We start from the raw sequence: 4,768 nt of genomic DNA, 5'->3' as shown, positions 1-4,768 counted from the left end.
AACTTCTTGAGTTTTCTCTATCTCGTCAGTGCTCTCTTTTGGCTCAAATGAAAGATCAACACAACCTAGTTTGAATCAAAATGACCATACTTCGAGCGCCGGTCAGGTTCGGTGGCTACAGGTTTGGGATAGATCGGGGCAAGGTTGGTTTCGGGCTTTGTTCCCCTTGCCATTCTTGAGCTGAGGTGCTGGCTGCTGGGCAACTTGGTCTCTAGCCGATGGAACCCAATGCCGGCGGATCTCGTCTGCAAGTACCGGTAGCCGGAGATACCGCTCTGTCCAAGGTTTTTTGGTTTAATGGAGTGTTACAAATTACCTGCGCCTTTGGCCGCTTCACACCCTGCAAGGATTAGGTTAGGAAGAATGGATATGGCTTCGCCTCGACCCTCTGACTCGAACACCAACGCTCTGAGCCGCCGTCAACTTCTCAAGGTGGGGGCCGCAGCCCTTGGGGGCGGTCTGTTGGCTGCAGGGGGTGCCCAAGCTCAGCGCAAACCCTCTCCCACCCTGATAGTGGCTCAGGGATCCGGTCTGGATCGCGTTTCCTACGCTACCAACTGGTATGCCCAGGCGGAACACGGCGGCTTTTATCAGGCGGTGGCGACCGGCATCTACCGCGAGCATGGCCTGGATGTGACCATCAAGATGGGTGGCCCTGGCATCAACATCACCCAAGTTTTGGCCGGTGGAGCTGCCGAATTTGCCATGGGAGGAAGCACAGGGGTGATCAATGCCGTGCGAGAAGGGATCCCCTTGGTGTGCGTGGCGGCCATTTTTCAAAAAGACCCGCAGATCATCATGGCCCACCCTGGCACCCAGCGCTTTGAAGAGCTCAAGGGCCGGCCTATCTTTGTCTCGAAAGGTGGCCTTGCCACCTACTGGCCCTACCTGAAGGCCCGCTTTGGCTTCACCGACGACCAAGTTCGCCCCTATAACTTCAACCCCGGCCCCTTTTTGGCGGATCCCAGCTCAGCTCAGCAAGGCTATCTGACGTCTGAGCCCTTTGCCATCCAACAGGAAGGGGGATTTGAGCCGGTGGTCTTCCTCCTGGCCGATTTGGGCTACAAACCCTACGCCACCACCATCGAAACCCGTCGTCAACTGGTGGAAACCAAGCCCGACTTGGTGCAGCGATTCGTGGATGCCTCGATTAAGGGCTGGTACAGCTTTTTGGAGGATCCCCGTCCGGCCTATCGCTTGATCAAGCAGGACAACCCGGAAATGACCGATGCCCAGTTGGCCTATAGCTTCGAGAAACTGCAGGAGTACGGCATCATCTTGTCCGGCGATGCGCTGGAAAAAGGCATTGGCGCCATGACCGACAAACGCTGGCAAGACTTCTTCGACAGCATGACAGTGGCCGGCGTGTTTGAGCCAACCATCAACTACCGGGCTGCCTATACGCTGGACTTCGTCAACAAAGGCACGGCCTACTACACTGCCTGACCAAGAAAACCGGGTTTAGCGCTCCGCGCTGCTAAAGCGAACAAGCCCCGCCCCCTGGGACGGCCTTTGCTTCATTGCTACACGACGCTTTCGCGAACGCCTATGACGGCGCGGAGTGCTTGAAAGAATCCCCTGCCTTTATGCAGGGGGGAATGTCAACCTGAGCCAAGTCCTCGCTAGATGCTGTTTTACTGCTGCGCAACGCCGTCGCAACCGATGCTACTTTGGGGAAACAACCTAGGCCCAGCTCCAGCTCAACCGAGCGCCGCGAAAGGCTTCTCCGAGCGTCTTGGCTAAAGCAGAGTCAGCCAACTGCAGGAGATACGCTTTCTGCTATCGCTGCGCGCTGCTCCTGCGAGCCCATTAGCGGGACAAAGTCCTTAGATCGCGTCCAGCTTACAGAGGAACAAAGCCGTTATTGCTACGCAACGCTGTCGCGACAAGAAGTCGAGAATGATAAGGAGAGACTCTATTGCTACGCAACGCTGACGTGACCGTCCAGGAGATTGTTCGGCTCAAACAGGAAAGGCAGGCGGTCATCCTTGCCCATTCCTATCAGCTCCCCGAAGTTCAAGAGGTAGCAGACTTTGTGGGAGACTCCTTGGGGCTGGCTCGAGAGGCTCAAAAGACGAGCGCCCAGGTGATCGTCTTTGCGGGCGTGCATTTTATGGCAGAGACGGCTGCCATCCTCAACCCCGAAAAGACGGTGCTGCTGCCGGATCTGGAGGCGGGCTGTTCCCTAGCCGACAGCATTCGCCCAGAAGATGTGCTGCGGTGGAAGGAAGCCTGCCCTGAGGGCTTGGTGGTGGCCTACGTCAATACCGCTGCAGAGATCAAGGCCCTGGCGGATGTCTGCGTAACCAGCGCCAACGCAGTTCAAGTGGTGGCCAGCCTGCCCCGGGATCGCCCCATCTTCTTTGTGCCGGATATGTTTCTGGGAGCCCACGTTGCTCAGGTAACCGGGAGGGAGCTGGATCTCTTTCCGGGAGAGTGCCACGTGCATGTCGGCATCCGGGAAGAGCACCTCAAGGCGATGGTGGAAGAGCACCCTGGAGCGGAGTTCCTCATTCACCCCGAGTGCAGTTGCGGCTCTAGCTGTCTCTTTCTCAAACCGGATGCCAAGCTGCTCTCTACCGAGGGCATGGTGCGCTACGCCAAAACCTCGGAAAGCCGCGAGTTCGTGGTCGCTACTGAGGTGGGCATTCTCCACCGGCTCAAGAAAGAAGCTCCAGACAAGACCTTCATCCCTGTCAAGGCAGAGGCCGTTTGCGAGTACATGAAAAAGATTACCTTGGAAAAGATTTATCGCTCCCTGCAGGAGATGCGCCACGTGATTCAGGTACCCCAGGACGTGGCTGAGAAGGCTCGCCGGTCGATTCTGGCCATGCTGGCAGTGCCTGCCGGGGCTTAAATTGGAGCGCAAGGACTACGTGGCGCTGCTGCAAGAGTGCTATGCCTACGGCAGGGAAATCGCACCGCTAGTGCGATGGCAAACTGATCTGCTGATCCTGGGAGCGGGGGTGGCGGGGGTGTACGCAGCCCTGTGGGCCGAAACCCAGGGGGCGACAACCTTGGTGGTAAGCAAGGATCCCCTTCCCTCTGGCTCTACCCCTTGGGCACAGGGTGGGGTGGCTTTTCCTGTGGATGAGGCGGATGTAGAGGCCCATCTCCGAGACACCTTGCAAGCGGGCCGTGGCCTGGTGGAAGAAAAGGTGGCCCGCTCCATTGTGGAGGAAGCACCCTTGCACCTGGAGAGGCTTTTACGCTGGGGCCTTCCTTTCCATCCCCAACCTGTCCGGGAAGGGGGCCACTCCCAAGCGCGGGTTCGCCATCTGGGGGGGGATCGGAGCGGACTGTGGCTCCTGAGAGGTTTGCTGGCTCGCCTCAACAGGCTGCCTTTGCAGGGCTACACAGCCCTCAGCTTTTTGCTGGCGGGGGACAGGGTGGCGGGGGCCTTGCTTCTTGGCCCTGAGGGGCCGGTGGAGGTGAGGGCCGGGGCAGTTCTCCTGGCTACGGGAGGATTTGGCAGCCTCTTCCCCGTCTCGACAGCTCCCTCGGGAGCTACCGGCGATGGGATGGTGCTGGCTTGGCGGGCAGGGGCCATCCTCAGGGATCTGGAGTTTGTGCAATTTCACCCCACGGCTTTGCCCAATGGAGCGCTGGTGAGCGAGGCAGTAAGAGGAGAAGGGGCCGTTCTCCTCAACGCCTTTGGGGAGCGTTTCATGCCTCGGTATGCGGAGCGGGGAGAGCTGGCGCCGCGGGATGTGGTAGCTCGAGCCGTTTTCTGGGAGCGGGAGCAGACAGGGGGAACCTACCTGGATCTGCGGGTCGTCGAACATCTGGAGGAGCGTTTTCCCACCGTTGTTGCTTCTGCCCGCGCCTTGGGGTTGGATCCCACCAAGGATCTGCTGCCGGTTGTTCCCGCCGCTCACTACGTGATGGGTGGGATCCGAACGGACGCTTTCGGCTTCACCGGACTGCCGGGCCTTTATGCTGCCGGGGAGGTGGCTTCCACGGGGCTACACGGGGCCAATCGTTTGGCTTCCAACAGTCTCTTGGAGGGGCTGGTTATGGGCAAGCGGGCTGCTTTGGCTGCCTTGCAAGACTTGGGAGAGGTGAGCTTCGCCCGGCGACTGCAAAGGCTACCCGTTCTGGCGGCATCTCCCTCCATCGTGCCGGCTCTGAGGCAGCGAGTTGGGGAAGCTTTGGGCGTTGTGCGCGAGGGAACACGGCTGCGGGCTTTTCTGGCCTTTGTCAAGGAACTTCCCCTGCAGGAAAAGCCTTGGGCCAGCCGGGAAGAGGCTGAGGCAGGCAGTCTGCTTTTGCTCGCCCGTCTTGTAGCGCAGGGGGCGCTGCTGCGGGAAGAAAGCCGAGGAGCCCATTTCCGCGAGGACTTTCCCCAGGAAGGGGAGCCCTTCCATACAGAGGTGCGTGGTTCAACTTTTTGTCGTCATAGTCATTTCGATTCAAACTAGGTTGTGTTGATCTTTTATTTGAGCCAAAAGAGAGCACTGACGAGATAGAGAAAACTCAAGAAGTTTCTTGCCAATTTGCCAAAACGAGAACATAGATGCCGGTACTGCTTTAACTTATGAAAAAAGCATTCGATTAAATGCCTTTCTTTATATAAATGCTTGTCATAATGCCGCTGCATCTTTCTATTTCTTTTAGGCGGAATAACCGCTTGAGCTTCCCCTATCTTCTCAATCAACTTATTGGCATCATATCCTTTATCCTCAATTACCTTGGTATCCTCTCTCTGCCAGCCCTCTATCAATTCTTCCCCTTGAGTAATATCGTTCCTTTCTCCGCCAGTTATCCT

4 protein-coding genes are annotated in these 4,768 nt (G+C 57.8%); 3 read left to right on the top strand and 1 reads right to left on the bottom strand.

Features of this window, described 5'->3' with window-relative positions; translation table 11 throughout:
* The first annotated feature begins 369 nt into the window (after window positions 1-369).
* From NW849_RS13890 to NW849_RS13880, 3 genes are all read left to right on the top strand, one after another.
* Entirely contained in the window at window positions 370-1,446 is a 1,077-nt protein-coding gene (locus NW849_RS13890; RefSeq protein WP_414358382.1) for an ABC transporter substrate-binding protein, read from the top strand.
* Window positions 1,447-1,918: 472 nt separating this feature from the next.
* Window positions 1,919-2,857 carry a quinolinate synthase NadA gene (gene nadA / locus NW849_RS13885; RefSeq protein WP_414358379.1) on the top strand — a complete coding sequence of 313 codons (939 nt, stop codon included), beginning with the start codon at window positions 1,919-1,921 and terminating at the stop codon, window positions 2,855-2,857.
* A 1-nt stretch (window position 2,858) separates the two neighbouring features.
* Complete coding sequence (locus NW849_RS13880) at window positions 2,859-4,421, top strand: L-aspartate oxidase (protein ID WP_414358377.1); 1,563 nt, start codon at window positions 2,859-2,861, stop codon at window positions 4,419-4,421.
* A 14-nt stretch (window positions 4,422-4,435) separates the two neighbouring features.
* Here the strand turns inward: NW849_RS13880 and NW849_RS13875 are convergent.
* Window positions 4,436-4,768: transposase (locus NW849_RS13875; protein WP_414358375.1), on the bottom strand; the 333-nt coding region annotated here is incomplete at its 5' end.

The organism is Synechococcus sp. R55.3, assembly GCF_047461975.1.
In the GTDB taxonomy this organism is placed as follows: domain Bacteria; phylum Cyanobacteriota; class Cyanobacteriia; order Thermostichales; family Thermostichaceae; genus Thermostichus.
Note: the sequence above shows the minus strand (reverse complement) of the source record. Positions and strands in the feature narration are given on the sequence as shown.

Bases quoted from the DNA above. Each gene is read 5' to 3' on its own strand.
- NW849_RS13890 (WP_414358382.1), top strand. From the start codon at position 370: ATGGCTTCGCCTCGACCCTCTGACTCGAACACCAACGCTCTGAGCCGC.